Origin of the sequence: Emticicia sp. C21, assembly GCF_003418935.1 — a bacterium.
Taxonomy (GTDB): Bacteria; Bacteroidota; Bacteroidia; order Cytophagales; family Spirosomataceae; genus Emticicia.
On the sequence record NZ_QVMT01000005.1, the window covers coordinates 26,527 to 42,141 of the forward strand.

Consider the following 15,615-nt stretch of genomic DNA (forward strand, 5'->3'; position numbering starts at 1 on the left):
CCTTTTTTGTTCCTATTGTGGACAACCCTCTATCTCTGCTCTGAATACAGAACCCCCACTCACTAAAAACCCTGCTCCATTCTGAGGCATCAATATAATAGATTTAGCAGATTTGTAAATCACATTCGAATTATTCGAAATAATATTGGTGGCCGTAATAGGCTGATTACTTTGTTTCAGCAAATATTGTCCGTTGTAATCATCAGTCGAGCTAGCCAAAGTAAGGGTTTGATTACAGTCTGTCGTACAGGCATTTATCAGCAGGTAATCTGATTCAATCCCCTCAACCCCATTCGATGATTCAATTCTTACTTTGTAATACTCACCTTTGGCAATATAAGATGGAATCACTCCATTGATAGTAGCGGTTGTAGTACTACTTGTAAGATTTCCTAAAGCAATTTTCTCCGAAAACGAACCGCTCGCATTCGAAATAAAGGCAGTATACATAAACGAGCCTGTATTATTAGTTGTGAAATTGATAGCTATAGGAGCACCCAGACAAACCGGATTTGGTTTAGCATCAGCCATGATGTGTGGTGTAGCCTTGATAATTCTTTTGGTAGCCACCACACTCCACCTTCCTCGCTCATCTTTCGCTCGTATCCAAAGCGAATGATCTCCATTAGATAAGGTGCCATAATTCAGGTTGAAATTAACCCCGGCTAATGTGGTTTGACCTGCTATGATCGGAATATTAATACCAGAACCAAATCCCGGGTCAGTATCCACAAAATACTCAGCTTTCACAATAGCCGGAGTTAAGCTTGATATATTATCTAATTGCTTCATCAACGGCTCACTCCATTTACCTTGCTCATCTTTCGTACGGATATACAGATAATCTGTTGCACCTGTCAGACTCGCTGTCGGGATATTGAAACTTATATTTGATAAAGTCGTCTGTCCTGCCGGAATTATTATGTTAGTACCCAATCCAAATCCAGGGTCAGTATTGATAAAATATTCAGCTTTCACAATGGCAGAGGCGGGAGGAGTCACAATATTATCTAATTGCTTCATCAATGGCTCACTCCATTTTCCTTTCTCATCTTTAGTTCTGATATACAGATAATCTGTCCCACCTGTCAGGCTGCCTGAGGGAATCGTGAAGTTGACATTAGTGAGAGTTGTTTGTCCAACTGTGATAGGAATATTTACACCTAATCCAAAGCCCGGATCAGTATTGATAAAATATTCCGCCTTGACAATCGCCGATGCAGGAGGATTGACGATATTATCTAATTGCTTCACTACTGGCTCACTCCATCTACCACTTTCATCTTTCGTCCGCACATACAGATAATCTGTCGCACCCGTGAGGCTGCCTGAAGGGATCGCAAAATTCACATTCGTTAACGTCGTTTGTCCGGCTGTTACAGGAATGTTTATACCTAGTCCAAAGCCAGGATCGGTATTAATAAAGTATTCCGCTTTAACTATGGCAGGCGCAGGAGGAATCACAAGATTATCCAGTTGCTTTATGAAGACTTCGCTCCATTTACCACTTTCATCTTTAGACCTCACATACAAATAATCTGTCCCACCTGTCAGACTTCCTGAGGGAATCGTAAAATTTACATTCGTTAATGTCGTTTGTCCGGCTGTTACAGGAATATTCACTCCTAATCCAAAGCCGGGGTCAGTATTGATGAAATATTCTGCTTTGACAATGGCCGATTGAGGGGGATTGACGAGATTATCCAATTGCTTCATTACTGGTTCACTCCATTTTCCTTTCTCATCCTTAGTTCGCACATACAGATAATCTGTTCCACCAGTCAGGCTGCTTGAAGGAATCGTGAAGTTGATATTCGTGAGAGTGGTTTGTCCGGTTGTTACAGGAATATTTATACCCAGTCCAAAGCCAGGATCCGTATTAATAAAGTATTCCGCTTTAACTATGGCAGGTGTGGGAGGATTGACGATGTTATCCAATTGCTTTATTAATGGTTCACTCCATTTACCTTTCTCATCCTTTGTTCTGATATACAGATAATCAGTTCCACCTGCCAGGCTCCCTGATGGAATCGTGAAATTTACATTCGTCAGCGTCGTTTGTCCGGTTGTAATCGGAATGTTTACACCCAAGCCAAACCCAGGGTCAGTATTAATAAAGTATTCCGCTCTAACTATCGCAGGAGTCGAAGCAGTTACAATATTATCTAATTGTTTCATCAAAACCCCACTCCATTTGCCACTTTCATCCTTAGTTCTCACATATAGATAATCAGTACCTCCAGTTAGGCTCCCTGATGGAATCGTAAAGTTGACATTCGTCAAAGTTGTTTGTCCGGTTGTTACAGGAATATTTATACCCAGTCCAAAGCCGGGATCCGTATTAATAAAGTATTCCGCTTTAACTATGGCAGGAGTTGGAGGGGTTAAAATATTATCCAGTTGCTTCATCACCGGCTCACTCCATTTACCACTTTCATCTTTGGTTCTGATATACAAATAATCAGTACTGCCAGTCAGACTACCTGATGGAATTATGAAATTAACATTTGGTAAGCTTGTTTGTCCGGCTGTAATAGGAATATTTACACCCAAGCCAAAACCCGGGTCAGTATTGATAAAATACTCTGCTTTGACAATAGCCGGAATCGGAAGCGTTGTAGCACCTGAAATTGTTTTCTCAAAAACCGTACTCCATTTCCCATCATCAGCGCGAGCCCTTATATAAAGTTTATGTACCCCAGGTGATAAACTGCCAACAGGCACATTAAATTTAAGATTGCTTATCTGTTTTTGCAAAATTGGGCTAATCGGCACATTTGTCGCTAAACCTATGCCTGGGTCAGTATCCACAAAAAACTCTATTTTGTTAATATTCTGACCATAAGAATGGATTGTGATTAAAATGCCCATCATTAGCCACCAAAGGCTAATTTTCTGATTCATTTTATGAAAGTTTAGTTACGCTTGATACTGATAGTAATAGGTATATTGCCCCCGGATGGCGCTCCTTGAGTAAATGCAGTAATCATTGGAAATGGTGGGATACCTGATAAGACATAAGGTTTAGTTCCGGCAAAAACGCCGCAGTCTATGCCGCCCACCCCTTTACCTTTTGCCGGAGAGCTGGCGTTTAGCACAAAATTATCATCTTCTAAATCATCAAATGTACGAGGTTCTGCTACCACAAAAATTGTATTGGGTGTAGTGGTAAAGAAATTGTTATTAGCAGGAGTGCCATTACATCCTACACATACATTATTATAAACATTAACATTCAAATTAAACGATAATTCAGGCGTACCATTCTGATAGATAATATTATTAAAGTAAATCGATGCATAATCGGCTCCGCCGAAAATAATATTATTCTTGATTATATTGTCATTGCCTACTGTTTGAACCGACCCTAAAATAATATTATTATTAATTAATGAATTGTTAATTGATAATCCACTTTTTGAAATATTACCTACAAGAAAACAATTCGATACAACAGAATTATTAAAGATACTATTACCTATCAATTCATTAAACATACAGAATTCTATATTTATCTCAGTAACAGCTGCTGATGTAGAGATATTAAAAAAATTCCCATTATTGGTTCTAACCTCTATTCCAATTAATTTTGAGCCGCTTGAATTTGTGCCAAATGATACATTACTAACTCTGGCAGTCCGCTTATCGAAAGGAGTATTAGGATTTTTATTCAGTAGATAACCGGGCCCTACAACCACTAATCTTCTACTAAAAAACATACTTCCATAATTAATATCAGATGGTTCAATATAAATAGTATCCCCGTCAACCGCGGCTGTCTGAGCAGCAGTGAAATTAGAAAAAACCAAATTAGTAACCAGCGTTACTCCAGGGTTATTATTTACCCGGCGAATAGTAGCGAATAGCTGTGAAACTGTTAACAGTAAGAACAGAAGTAAAAGGTTTTTTTTCATAGCATTAAATGATTAAATAAGATTTAGAAATGAGTTTTAGCTTCTAAAGAGCAGTCTTAATTACCGGATTTGAATATGGATGAATTCGGTTGCCATTTAGAAGACTTTAAGTCTAATCTAATTGAACATTCAAAAGTAGAGAGAGAATAGATTTGAAAAAACTACTAAATGTAGTAGGGTGAAGGGTATAGATTTATGTTAAAAATCCCTTGTAAATTAGCTTTTATTGCTGCTTTACAAGGGATTTCTAATTTATGAGTATAGATTGGGAGTTATAATCTTCTTCTCAATCGGGGCCTTCGACTCCGCTCAGGGACCGATTTGCTAGTTCAATTGGTTACTAATTATATACAAGTATCATTTTAATTAGTTACTTCCTAATTATGCGCCAAGTCCGGCGGCTGAGCGGAGTCGAAGCCCGTGCGCCAGGAAATTCTTCTTACTTCAACTTCTCCAACTCCCCTTCAACAAATGCCATCAACTCAGCAATGTATTCTTTTGAAAAGTCGAATTTGATATTAGCGGCTTCGTAAATTTTGCCTATTGGCGCAGTATAACCCAATTTCAATGCATTCAGGTATCCTGCCAGGCCTTCTTTAGTATCTTGTTTATAGTTTCTCCAGACACTGATAGCTCCTAACTGTGCCATACCGTATTCGATATAATAGAATGGTAATTCAAAAACGTGTAGCTGGCGTTGCCATACATATTTTTTGAAACGCTCAAAACCTTTCCAGCTTGTCACTGAATCAGAGAATAGCTCAAAAATTTTCAACCATGCTTCCTGACGCTCTTCAATACTATGTGTAGGGTTCTCATAAATCCAGTGTTGGAATTTATCAATGGTGGCGATCCACGGAAGCACTTCTAAAATATCTTCCAGATGGTCTACTTTAGCACGTTTCAGGTCTTCTTCATTATCAAAATAAGCATTCCAGTGTTCCATAGATATCAATTCCATCGACATAGAGGCCAATTCTGCCACCTCTGATGGCGTATTACGGAAAGCATTGATTGGTAAGTCTCTTGTTTCAAAAGAATGGATAGCGTGCCCGCCCTCATGTACCATTGTAACAACGTCTCTTAGATTTGAGGTCGCATTCATAAAAATAAATGGCACTCCAATTTCTTCTAAAGGATAATTATATCCCCCCGGCGCTTTACCCACGCGTGATTCTACATCAAAGTGTCCCATTGTGCGCATAATCCGCATATAATTAGCTAATCGGGCATCTATGCTTGTAAAGCATTGAACTGTTTTATCCAATAGGTCTTCTCCACTGGCAAAAGGTTTTAAAGCAGGTTTACCATCTGTATCAACTTTTAAATCCCAGGGGCGTAACTCGTCTACTTTCAGTTTCTCTTTTCTTTCTTTAGCCATTTTATTGACCAATGGCACTACGGTTTCAGCAACAGCCTCATGGAAATTGAAGCAATCCTGAGGTGTATAATCAAAGCGGCCCATGGCGGCAAACATATAGTCACGGTAATTGGCAAAGCCTGCATTGATCCCCATCTGATGTCGCATGTCTCTCAATTCATTGAACAGATTATCCAGTTTTTCATGCTCCTGATAACGGCGTTCTGAAATCTTTGTCCAGGCTTCTTCTCTGACTGCTCTATCCGGCGATAGCAAATAATCACCTGCTTTTTGCAAGGTTATTTCTTCTCCATTAATATTGACAGTCATGCCCCCTGTTATCACCTGATACTCGGTTTGTTTAGTTTGTACCTGAGTAGCCAACGGAATATTCTCTTCGCGAAAAATCTCCACTGCCTTTTTCATGCCACGAACCGAAATATCAAAGCCTTTATCCTGCAACTCACTTAAATAAGGGCTTTCTAAGGCCTTTTTATTCAATTGGTCATCAAAAGCTGATGAGTTGGGTAAAATCTGTTCTACAAAAAAATGATAGTTTTTCTGTTTTTCTTCGCTGGCAGTATCGCAAGTCATTTTGATATAACGCCAGGCCATATTTTCTGAGAGATAGGACTCCAATTCGCTACGGTCGATAAACCATTGGCGCAAATCCTGCACATTATTGATGGGGCGATTTACCAGGTTTTCATATAAGGGTTGTACTTCTTCCCATGAAGTCAACAAAAACTCTTCTCCTATAAATTGACGGGGCTTTCTCTGAGGGATTACTATTTCTTCCATAATTCTGTTTTTCTAAGCTTAAAAATGTAGCACAAAGATATATTTTTCTACAAACGTATAGCGAGTAAACTATTATAAATAACAATCGCCTGCTAATAAAGATTCGATTGTCTATGCTATTAAGCATTTTGCCTAATTTTTTATTTTTTTCTGCATAGTTTTTCCATTTTTCAATACTTTCGTAAAAATATCTATTAAACTATGAACAAAAAACCCTTACTACTTATTGTCAGCCTTATTGCGCTGATTATTGCCTGTCATAAAACTTTAACCCACACACCCATTGCCGAAAAATACACCCTCAATTATGAGGTAAATCGTTCTGAAAAAGAAATAGAAGCCTATGAAAAAGCTGATGCTGCCATTGGTTTAGATAACCTACAAGGGCAAACAATTTTCTACGGTAGTTCAAGCATTCGCCTCTGGAAAAGCCTGAAAGAAGATTTTGCGCCAATGTCTGTGATTAATCATGGTTTTGGAGGTTCTACATTTCCGGAAATGACTCATTATGCTGAACGCATGCTTGTACCTTATAAGCCTGAAAAGATTGTACTTTATTGTGAAAATGACCTTTTTGTAGGGAATAATAAAACGCCTGAACAAGTATTTGACGCCTTTGCAGAATTGGCAACCCTAATTCAGAATCGCCTGCCTAAAACTAAAGTTTATTATATTTCGATGAAACCATCTATTTCAAGAAAAGATAAATGGCAGCAGGTCGCTAAAGCAGATGCTTTAATTAAAGCCTATATAGATAAGCATAAAAACTTCACCTATATAGACATTGTACCTGTAATGTATCGCCCTAATGGTACTGTGAACGGAGAGTACTTTATTAAAGACAGCTTACACATGACTCCAAAAGGTTACGCGCAATGGACTTCGGTTGTAAGACCTATTCTTCTTAAAAATCATAAATAACCTATATTCAACCTCTATTTAACATGAAAAAAAGTTTGCTCATTTTGTGTTTGAGCCTACTGGTGACCTGCACCTTTGCTCAACCGGCCGAAAGACTTATTAAAGTAATTGTTGCCCCTGAACATGACGACTGGACGTATAAAATAGGAGAACCCGTAAAGTTTTCAGTGATGGTATTGAAATATGGCAATCCGGTTAAAAATGCCAAAATCGTCTATCAGATTGGGCCTGAGAAATTTGAAACCAAAAAAGACAGCATAGTTTTAAAAGATGGCACTGTTAAATTAGATGGAGGTACCATGAACACCGCCGGATTTTTAAGATGCACCATAATAGCTAAAGTAGATGGCAAAGAATATAGAAACCTGGCAACAGCTGCCTTTGAACCTGAGAAAATCCAACCTGCGGTAGAATTACCAACCGATTTTACCCAATTCTGGGATAAAGCCAAAGCAGATTTAGCCAAAGTACCGATGGATGCCCAAATGACTTTGCTGCCGGAGCGTTGTACAGAAACAGTGAATGTGTATCATGTAAGCCTGCAAAACTACCGCGAATATGGTACTGTACGTCTTTATGGTATTTTATGCGTGCCTAAAAAAGAAGGAAAATATCCTGCATTATTAAGAGTACCTGGAGCAGGTGTAAGACCTTATGGCGGAGACATCAGAACTGCCGAAAAAGGCATTATCACTCTTGAAATAGGTATTCATGGCATTCCGGTTACAATGGATCCTTACGTATATACCAATTTAGGGGCAGGGCCTTTAAATGCTTACTGGACTTATAACCTTGATAACAGAGACCTATATTATTTCAAGCGTGTGTATTTAGGCTGCGTGAGAGCAAATGATTTTTTGGTAAGCCTGCCCCAATATGATGGAAAGAACTTAGCCGTTACAGGCGGTAGCCAGGGTGGCGCATTATCAATCGTTACAGCCGGACTTGACCCACGCGTGAAATGGACAGCACCAATTTATCCAGCGCTTTCTGATATGGTGGGCTATCTGAAAGGTCGTGCAGGTGGCTGGCCACATATTTTCGACAAAAACAATCCGCATAATAATACTGAAGCTAAAATCAAAACAGCTTCTTATTACGATGTAGTGAATTTTGCCAAGCAGGTAAAAATACCATGTTTCTACTCAATGGGCTTTAATGACGAAACCTGTCCACCAACATCAATGTGGGCTGTGTATAATGTGATTAATTCAAATAAGACTTTGAAACTATATCAGGAAACCGGACACTGGACCTTCCCTGAAGAAAACGAGATGGTAATGAACTGGTTATATGATAAATTATTAACAAATAAATGAAATTCAACGCCTTTCCTATTGTCAGACATCTACTATGCATGATTGCAGGAATATTGGCGTATTTGCAGACTCACTATTTCCATACAACTTTCTATTATTTAGGTGCTGGTTTGCTGTTAATTCTGCTAATCAGCATTTTTTTTCATAATGCCGTTCTTAGAGGCATTTCTGCTTGTTTACTCTTATTTGTATCTGGTTGGGTGTTAACTTATCATAAAACCATTATTAACCATTCGGCGCATTTTACTAATCAAGCGACTTTCACCCATTATCAGGCAATCATTATATCTAATGCCGAAATAAAATCTAAAACCTACAAGGTTGAAGCCGAAATACAACAGGTGAGAGCTGTGGAAAAATGGCAGGAGACAAGCGGAAAAATATTGCTGTATTTCAATAAAACAGAAGCACAAAGACCACAATACGGCGATGTTTTTCTGATACAGCACATGCCATCAGAAATTGACCCGCCTAAGAATCCTGGGGAATTTGATTACAGACAGTTTTTGCATAATAAAGGCATTTATGCCCAGCATTTTTTAAGGCAAAAAGAATATTTGCAGATAGGCCACAAAGCGCCCTCACAAATATTTGATTTATCTTACAAAGCCAATATTTACGCTGATAGTGTTTTTAAAGCGTATTTAGCTGATAAAAATGAATATGGGGTAGCAAAGGCAATGATTGTGGGCATGAGAGATGATATCGACAGTGAATTACTCGAATCTTATTCAGCTTCGGGTGCTATTCATGTCTTATCAGTTTCGGGTATGCATGTCGGGATTTTGTTCATCGTCCTGTCTGTCCTGCTCAAATGGATAAAGACAAGAATTAAATATGGTAATTGGATTTTTACCATTATTGTTTTGATTCTTTTGTGGACTTATGCCGTTTTCACAGGTTTGTCTTCAACCGTACTTCGGGCTACCGTAATGTTTTCTTTTATTCAGATGGGTACTACCCTCAACCGCCGACATAATATTTATAATATTCTGGCAGTATCAGCTTTAGCATTACTTTGTTATAATCCATATTGGCTGGTTGATGTGGGTTTTCAGTTATCCTATCTGGCTATTATTGGAATCGTTTATTTGCATCCCTATCTGAATCAACTGATTAATCCTACCAATTCCATTATCCGGACACTTTGGGAGGGAACCATTGTTTGCTTTGCTGCGCAATTATTTACGGCACCTTTGAGCATTTATTATTTTCATCAGTTCCCGTCCTATTTTCTGATTGCCAATCCTTTTGTGGCTTTCTTTTCGTTTTTTATTTTGCCAGCAGGCTTATTACTACTTATTTTTTCATGGGTGCCTTTGGTCTCCACTTTCCTGGCAATTATCTTAAAGTGGTCGTGTTTTTTGCTAAATCAAACTACCTTTATCATCGAAAAAATGCCCTTATCAACCCTGAAAGGATTCTCCATTTCTATACCTGAATTACTGGCATGGTATGCGATTATCTTTTTAGGTATTGCTTTTTTTCGTCACTCAGAATTAAAATATTTGAGGCTTTCGGTATTGCTCCTTATTTGCCTGGCTTTGTTTAATATGTATGAAGATTATCAACAAAGTCGGCAAAAACAACTGACATTTCATTTTATACCAAGACAAACGGGTATCAGCCTAATTGATGGAAAATCGGTCGCCTTTATTGCTGATTCGGGTGTAATTGCTAATCAAAAGATTTATAATTTTCATCTCAAAAACTATTATGACAAGCATGGTGTTTCGAATCATAATCTATTGAATATCGCTGCCTACGCGAATAAACAAGGCATAACATTTCTGGATTTTGAGGGAAAGAAAATCATATGGCTTCAAAAGCCTTTTAAAGGCAATTTACAAGGCAAAGCAAATTATGTTTTGCTTTCAAACAATGCTATCAGGAATCTGGCACATTCTTTTGCGGATTTTCAAACTGAATTGATTATTGTAGACGATTCGAACAAAAGCTATCTGATAGAAAAACTTAAACATGAGGCCGATAGTTTGCGTTTAAATATTATAGCGTTGCGTGATATGGGTGCTTATTCTGTTACAGGTAATTAAGCGTCTTTATAAGTTAAAACAAAATCCAGTAGCTTCTAACTCTAACATATAATGAAATTTAAATTTTTTACTATTCCTTTATTTACTCTTACCATTTCATCCGCTGCTTTAGCCCAGGAAACAGATACTACCACGGCTACTAAACAGCTAAGCGAAGTAATTGTAAGAGGATTTGAAACCGAAAGAAAACTGACCGAAACTGCGGCTTCAGTAGGTGTGCTGACTATTAAAGACATTGAGCGCTTTCAGAATACCACCTTAGTTCCTGTTTTTAATACTTTACCGGGTGTTCGTATGGAAGAACGTTCTCCGGGAAGCTACCGCCTCTCTATCAGAGGTAGTTCTATTCGCTCACCATTTGGTGTACGGAATGTAAAGATTTACTGGAACGATATTCCGCTTACTGATGGCAACGGTAATACTTTTTTGAATGCCATTGACATGAATACCGTAGGTAATATTGAAATAATAAAAGGGCCAGCAGGGAGTATCTATGGCGCAGGAACAGGAGGTGTATTACTTTTAGGGGGTAATAAAGCTGATGCCTCACAGAACACCAAAGAAAAATCCAGAGGCTATATCAATACCTCATTAGGTTGGGGCAGTTTTGGTTTACAGAACCGGGCTATCTCATGGAATCTGGCTACCGAGAAAATTAATTCTGTAGTAAGCTATGCGCATGTGCAATCTGATGGGTATCGTGAAAATAGTGCTTTAGTAAGAGATGTATTAAGCTGGCGTTCTAATTTCTTTGCTTCATCGCAACGAACATTCAACGTGTCAGCCTTGTATTCTGATATGAAATATCAGACACCTGGGGGACTTACACAGGCACAAATGGACGCAAATCCCCGTTCAGCCCGACCGTCTACACCTGTTATTCCCGGACCAGTTGCACAAAAAGCAGGAATCTATCAGAAAATATTCAATTTAGGGCTTTCGCAGGAATACCGATTTAATGAACATTGGACGAATGTAACAGCCATTTATGGAATGGTTTCAGAGTTACAAAACCCATTCATCACCAATTACGAAATCCGTAACGAACAGACTTTTGGTGGACGTACCCGTACTACCTATGCTTTTCGTGCAGGTAATTTACCCACACGCCTGACGGTTGGAGGCGAGTTTCAGAAATCTGATTGGGTAATCCGTAACTTTGGCAACAGAGGGGGTAAAATAGACACTCTACAAACCAATGATAATGTAGGTGCCTTTAATTACTTCTTATTCACCCAATTAGAAACAGACCTGCCACAAGATTTTATTTTGACTATTGGTGCAAGCTATAACCGTGTGAAATATGATTTCTTAAGGGTTTCTGATGCCCCTAATATCAAGCCTATTGATAATTTCTTACCATCGGCCTTTTTGCCAAGAGTGGCTTTACTGAAGAAGATAAAAGATAAGGTAGCCATTTTTGCAAGTGTAAGCAGTGGTTTCTCACCCCCATTGGTGAGCGAGTTTATAGCAGGTTACCAAAGTACCAGCTTTTTACCTTCGCTTGCTTCGGAAAAGGGTATCAATTATGAAGTCGGTACCCGTGGGTATTTATTTAATCGTCGATTATCTTTTGATGCTACTGCCTATGCCTTCCGCTTACAAAACACTATTGTGCGACGCGTAGACGAGGCAGGCAGAGAAATCTTTACCAATGCCGGAGGCACTACACAAAATGGTCTGGAAATCCTTTTAAATGGCTGGTTGGTCAGAAATATAGAAGCGAGTCCGATTCAGGAGGTGCGCCTTTTCACGAGCTATACTTTGGCTGATTATCAGTTTAAAAATTATAAACAACTACAAACTGATTTATCAGGCAAAAGTCTGACGGGTGTCCCTCGTAATGTTTGGGTATCAGGATTCGATATGACTACCAAGCCCGGTTTTTATCTGAATTCAACCATTAATTTCACTGACCGGTTACCTGTAAATGATGCCAATACCGTTTATGCCAATAGTTACTGGTTACTCAATGCAAGAGTAGGCTACCAGAAAACATTCAAGCCTCTGGCAATTAATCTCTATGTAGGGGGCGATAATCTATTAAATCAATTATATAGTCTGGGCAATGACTTAAATCCTGTGGGAAACAGATTCTTTAACCCTGCCCCTACCCGAAACTGGTTGTTTGGGGGGAATGTGAGGGTATATTTATAAAATGATAATGGTTAATGAACCTAATGGGAAAAATCCCGTAGGGATGATATATCGGTAGAAAGTATTTATCTAATACAAGCGAAGTCCCGTAGGGACGATATATTATTTTAATATACCGTCCCTACGGGACTTCTTTTACTTTTACGTTTTTCCCTACCGATATATCATCCCTACGAGATTTAACTTAATGGTTGAACTATGATTATTCTTTTATTTACTTGCCTTTATCATCTTCAAACAAACCGGCATCGATACCTTTATCTCTTTCCCAGTAGGCGTTAAAGTCCCTTTTTCTTTATCTCTTTTAAAGAGTACAATATTATCGCTATCCTGATTGGCTACTAATACCCATTCGCCGCTTGGGTCTATCATGAAATTACGAGGCGTTTTGCCCAAAACCGATTCATTGGTAATATAAGTCAATTTACCTGTTTTCTGATCGATGCTGTAAATCACAACATGGTCATAAAAACGATTAGAGCCATATAAGAACTTACCGTCGGCAGAAATATGAATATCTGCACACGAATTGTTGCCCTTATAATCAGCCGGTAATGTAGAAATGGTTTGCTTTTCTTTTAATGCTCCATTAGCATAATCATAAGCTGTTACGGTATAGTTTAATTCTTGAATCACATAAGCCCATTTGCCATTCGGGTGAATCGTAAAGTGGCGAGGGCCTGCACCATCGGCAGTTTTAGTAGCTGCAGGTGTTCCAGCAGTTAGATGCCCAGTTTTGGCATCCAGTTTATAGCTTACTATTTTATCAATTCCCAAGTCAGGTACAAATACATCCACATTATTAGGAGCAATATTTACTGAGTGCACATGTGGTTTCTCCTGACGGCTCGCATTTACGCTTTGCCCCTCATGCTTGATTGTTTGGGTTGGTGCCCCTATTGACCCATCCTTTACAATAGGCAGTACGCTTAGACTCCCTCCTCCATAATTACCTACTAAAACCCATTTACCAGTTTTATCAACTGATACATGACAAGGACCATCCCCACCTGCCGACTGTGTATTCATTTTTATTAGTTTGCCCGTTTTATTATCAAAACTAAAAGCATGTACGGAACCTCCTTGCGTTTCACCTACGGAATAAACAAATTTCTGGTTAGGGGCAACCGCTAAGAAGGTAGGGTTTTTGAGTCCTGATGTTTTCTCAATGACCTCCGAAAAATCTCCGGTTTGCGTATTGAATTTATACACATACATACCATCGCTTCCTTTGTTGGTATAAGTACCGACTAAAAGGTAGTAATCGCCCGTTTGAGAATAGCTTTTAAAAGATAATATTAACAGAAAAGATAAGCAGGACAAACAAATATTTTTGAATGACATGATTGAGGATGGGTTGAATAGTTTTGAATATAAAATCTGTCAAATATAAGAAACGGTTTGAGTTAAATTTTTAGAATCAAAATGAATTATTTTTTGTAAAGACAAGACAGCAAAACCGCAGTTTAGCAGAGCTAAATGAGGATTTTGGTGAAGCAGTATTTGCAGAAAATAATCATTTTGAATTAAATAAGATTAACTCAAACTGTTTCTAAATACTTTTTCGTTTTTTTGCGTATTCGCAGCCTTCAAATACAAATATGCAAAACCTGATAATTACGACTGTACAAAGCGAAGCCGATGTAAGAGGGATTCTGGCACTTCAACAAAAAAATCTCAAAAAAAACCTTACGCCTGAGCAAATTGAAAGTCAGGGTTTCGTGACTGTAGAGCATGAGTTTTCGGTTCTAAAAGCTATGAATGATGCCCAACCAAGTGTGATTGCTAAAGATGGAGATACAGTAGTGGGCTATTGCTTAGCTATGTTGCCTCAGTTCAGAAATGATGTGCCCGAAATCAGAAGTTTGTTTGATACGATTGATTTAATTGAATTTGAAGGCCGCCCGCTAAAAGAGTTCAATTATGTAGTAATGGGCCAGGTTTGCGTAGGTGATGGCTATCGAAGCATGGGGCTTTTTGATGGTATGTATCAGAAATTACGTGAGGAATTATCAGATAAGTATGAGATGTGTATTACCGATATTTCATCAAGAAATCTGCGTTCGCAAAAAGCACATGCACGTATCGGATTTCAGAATATCAAAGATTTTCATGATACTGAATTAAATGAAATATGGCGGGTAGTATTATGGGATTGGCGTTCGTAATGTCAGCAATAATCAGATTGTAAAGGTGTTCAAACCATCGTAATTTTGATATAACAAAACAATCAGAAAAGATGGAAACTATCGAAATTCAAGATGTAATAGATTATAACAGAATAGAAAAAGCCATTCATTTTATTGAAGAAAACTTTCAGAACCAACCAAGTCTGAAAGAAGTCGCCGACCATGTGGCGCTCTCAGAATTTCATTTTAACAGGCTATTCAGCAAATGGGCAGGTACCAGCCCGCAACGTTTTATGCGTTTTCTGACAAAAGAATTTGCCAAAGAAAAACTTGCCCAAAGCGATAATTTACTGGATGCTACTTTTGAGTCAGGATTATCGAGTACCAGTCGCCTACATGACTTATTTGTGAACTATGAAGCCATGACTCCTGCCGAATTCAAATCCAAAGGAGAGGGTCTTACCATTCACTATGGCATCCACGAAACCCCTTTCGGCGAATGTTTAATTGCAGTAACCGGACGAGGAATCACAGATTTACGCTTTTTAGAAAATGAAGACAAAGATGAGGTGATTCAGGAACTCAAAGCCGATTTTGCCAAAGCTGAAATCATTTTCGATAATGATTTTACCAGACCATTTATCGACCAGATATTCTATGAAACTGAGAATACAGATTCACCTGTTACGCTCTTGTTACGAGGCACTAATTTCCAGATAAAAGTGTGGGAGGCTTTACTAAAAATTCCTTTTGGTCAAATGGTAAGCTATGATACCATTGCTCAAACAATTGGTCAACCAACTGCACAAAGAGCTGTAGGAACGGCCATTGGTAGTAACCGATTAGGGTATATTATTCCATGCCACAGAGTATTGCAAAAAATTGGAGGTATTGGCGGCTATCGTTGGGGTACAACCCGTAAAAAGGCAATCTTAGGTTGGGAAATGGCAAGGGCTTGAA

Annotated in this window: 10 protein-coding genes; 6 read left to right on the plus strand and 4 right to left on the minus strand. The window is 38.6% G+C overall.

The features are described 5' to 3' along the window. Positions 1–12 precede the first annotated feature (12 nt). From D0T08_RS12845 to D0T08_RS12855, 3 genes are all read right to left on the minus strand, one after another. Positions 13–2,904 (minus strand): 3-coathanger stack domain-containing protein, encoded by a 2,892-nt coding sequence (locus tag D0T08_RS12845; protein ID WP_116983059.1) that lies wholly within the window; start codon positions 2,902–2,904, stop codon positions 13–15. Between the two features lie 11 nt (positions 2,905–2,915). Beyond that, positions 2,916–3,914 carry a hypothetical protein gene (locus D0T08_RS12850; RefSeq protein ID WP_116983060.1) on the minus strand — a complete coding sequence of 333 codons (999 nt, stop codon included), beginning with the start codon at positions 3,912–3,914 and terminating at the stop codon, positions 2,916–2,918. Positions 3,915–4,353: 439 nt separating this feature from the next. Beyond that, positions 4,354–6,075, minus strand: a complete 1,722-nt coding sequence (locus tag D0T08_RS12855) for a M3 family oligoendopeptidase (RefSeq protein WP_116983061.1) — start codon at positions 6,073–6,075, stop codon at positions 4,354–4,356. A gap of 201 nt (positions 6,076–6,276) precedes the next feature. Between D0T08_RS12855 and D0T08_RS12860 the strand changes: the two genes are divergently transcribed. Genes D0T08_RS12860 through D0T08_RS12875 form a run of 4 tightly spaced genes read left to right on the plus strand, consistent with a single transcriptional unit; the run spans position 6,277 to position 12,526 of the window. Next, the gene (locus D0T08_RS12860) at positions 6,277–6,996 is read left to right on the plus strand and encodes a GDSL-type esterase/lipase family protein (protein ID WP_116983062.1); all 720 of its coding nucleotides are present in this window, start codon (positions 6,277–6,279) and stop codon (positions 6,994–6,996) included. A 23-nt stretch (positions 6,997–7,019) separates the two neighbouring features. Beyond that, on the plus strand, positions 7,020–8,315 hold the full coding sequence (locus D0T08_RS12865) for an acetylxylan esterase (RefSeq protein ID WP_116983063.1): 1,296 nt from the start codon (positions 7,020–7,022) through the stop codon (positions 8,313–8,315). Beyond that, positions 8,312–10,369, plus strand: a complete 2,058-nt coding sequence (locus tag D0T08_RS12870; protein WP_116983064.1) for a ComEC/Rec2 family competence protein — start codon at positions 8,312–8,314, stop codon at positions 10,367–10,369. The genes D0T08_RS12865 and D0T08_RS12870 overlap by 4 nt, the downstream gene beginning before the upstream one ends. Before the next feature lie 51 nt (positions 10,370–10,420). Further along, on the plus strand, positions 10,421–12,526 hold the full coding sequence (locus tag D0T08_RS12875) for a TonB-dependent receptor (protein WP_116983065.1): 2,106 nt from the start codon (positions 10,421–10,423) through the stop codon (positions 12,524–12,526). Positions 12,527–12,736: 210 nt separating this feature from the next. Here D0T08_RS12875 and D0T08_RS12880 read toward each other — a convergent pair whose 3' ends face one another. Then, complete coding sequence (locus D0T08_RS12880) at positions 12,737–13,870, minus strand: lactonase family protein (RefSeq protein WP_116983066.1); 1,134 nt, start codon at positions 13,868–13,870, stop codon at positions 12,737–12,739. 257 nt (positions 13,871–14,127) lie between these two features. Between D0T08_RS12880 and D0T08_RS12885 the strand changes: the two genes are divergently transcribed. Continuing rightward, positions 14,128–14,694: a GNAT family N-acetyltransferase gene (locus tag D0T08_RS12885; RefSeq protein ID WP_116983067.1), complete on the plus strand. Its 567-nt coding sequence runs from the start codon at positions 14,128–14,130 to the stop codon at positions 14,692–14,694. Positions 14,695–14,765: 71 nt separating this feature from the next. Next, positions 14,766–15,614 carry a methylated-DNA--[protein]-cysteine S-methyltransferase gene (locus D0T08_RS12890; protein WP_116983068.1) on the plus strand — a complete coding sequence of 283 codons (849 nt, stop codon included), beginning with the start codon at positions 14,766–14,768 and terminating at the stop codon, positions 15,612–15,614. Position 15,615 lies beyond the last annotated feature (1 nt).